At 69.2% G+C, this 1,616-nt stretch carries 3 protein-coding genes; 2 read left to right on the forward strand and 1 reads right to left on the reverse strand.

All coding sequences use genetic code 11. From position 1 onward, the window contains the following. On the forward strand, positions 1-247 hold a 247-nt coding region (locus tag QZ281_RS05340; protein WP_292225582.1), incomplete at its 5' end, for a hypothetical protein. On the opposite strand, the gene QZ281_RS05345 is transcribed toward QZ281_RS05340, so the two are convergent. Beyond that, positions 213-1,277 (reverse strand): putative sulfate exporter family transporter, encoded by a 1,065-nt coding sequence (locus tag QZ281_RS05345; protein ID WP_292225585.1) that lies wholly within the window; start codon positions 1,275-1,277, stop codon positions 213-215. The two genes, QZ281_RS05340 and QZ281_RS05345, sit on opposite strands and share 35 nt — an antisense overlap. Positions 1,278-1,349: 72 nt before the next feature. Here QZ281_RS05345 and QZ281_RS05350 point away from each other — a divergent pair. After that, the coding region (locus tag QZ281_RS05350) for a LysR family transcriptional regulator (RefSeq protein WP_292225588.1) at positions 1,350-1,616 on the forward strand (267 nt) is incomplete at its 3' end.

Raw genomic sequence — 1,616 nt, forward strand, 5'->3', positions numbered from 1 at the left:
GCAGGCGCATTTCGCCACCCTGACCGGCGCGATCACGGCGACGGTGGTGCTGCTGGTGTCGCTGGGTTATGGCGGGGTGCTGGCTAATGCCGAGCACCGGCTGATCGCCACCATCATCGGCGGGCTGACGGCTCTGGTCGTGGCGCGGATCGCGCCGCACCGAGGCAAGCTGAACGGGGTGCAGGAGGACCGCGTGGGCGAAAATCCGGCGATCAAAGTCCCAGCAGCCGGATCAGTCCCAGGCTGAGCAGGACCAGCGCGCCTAGCGACAGAATGACGGCGGCGATGACCTTGCCGCCTGCGCGGGCCACAGCGCGGATGTCGGTCTGAAGGCCCAGCGCCGCCATGGCCACGACGGTCAGCAGGCCGGAAGCGGCGGACAGGGGCGCCAGCGCCGCCTGCGGGATCAGGTCGAACGAGCGCAGGCCGATCATCACCAGAAAGCCGACGATGAACCACGGCAGCAGGCGATGCAGGCCGGGGCCTTTGGTTCCGGGCGTCTTGCGGCCTGCGATCAGCGACAGGGCCAGAATGACCGGCCCCAGCATCAGAACGCGCACCAGCTTGACCACGGTGCCGGTCTGGGTGGCGGCGGCGCCGAACGGGGCGGCGGCGGCCAGCACCTGCGGCACGGCATAGACGGTCAAGCCGGCCAGGGCGCCGTACTGAAGTTCGCTCATGTGGATCAGGCCGCCCAGCAGCGGCAGGGCCAGAACCACGATCACGCCCAGAACGGCGGTGAAGGCGATGGAGGCGGCGACCTCTTCGCCATCGGCGTCGATGACGGGGGCGACGGCGGCGATGGCTGAGTTGCCGCAGATGGCGTTGCCGCACGCGACCAGCAGGGCCATGCGCGGGTTCAGGCCCAAGGCCCGTCCGACGCCGAAGCCGACGATGATGGCCAAGGCGACCAAGGCGAAGATGCCGAAGACGAACGGCAGGCCCAGCGCCGACAGTGTTGCGGCGCTGACCGAGGCGCCCAGCAGGACAACGGCGATCTCCAGCAGGGTCTTGGCGCTGAAATCCACACCCGCCTTGAACCGGGCGTCGGGCGTCCAAGCTGTGCGGACCGCCGCGCCCAGCAGGATGGCCAGGACCAGCGGCTCCAGCCAGACATGGCCGATCAGGTCGCGTTCGATGCTGGTCAGGCCGATGGCGGCCAGCGTCACCAGCAGGCACAGCAACAGGCCGGGCCGGATCGCGCGCCCGAACGCCATCGCAGCCTCGAAACGCGGCGTGGATTCAGGCGAGGGCAGGGCGGCGGACTTCATCCCCATGCTGATGCGCCGCGCATCGACAGCGGTCCAACGGATAGTTATGGTCGTTTCAATCCGATTTGGAGATTGATCGTGACCCTGGAACGCCTGCGCATCTTTGTCGCGGTGGCTGAGCGTGAGCACGTCACGGCGGCGGCGCGGGCGCTGAACCTGACCCAGTCAGCGGTGTCGAACGCCATCGCGGCGCTGGAGGCCGAACATGACGTGCATCTGTTCGACCGGGTCGGGCGGGGCGTGGTGCTGAACCAGACGGGGCGCACCTTCCTGCCGGAAGCCAAGGCGGTGTTGGCCCGTGCGGCGGCGGCAGAGGCGGCGCTGGCGGACATGAGCGCCCTGCGG

It is taken from the genome of Brevundimonas sp. (assembly GCF_018608325.1).
Taxonomy (GTDB): domain Bacteria; phylum Pseudomonadota; class Alphaproteobacteria; order Caulobacterales; family Caulobacteraceae; genus Brevundimonas.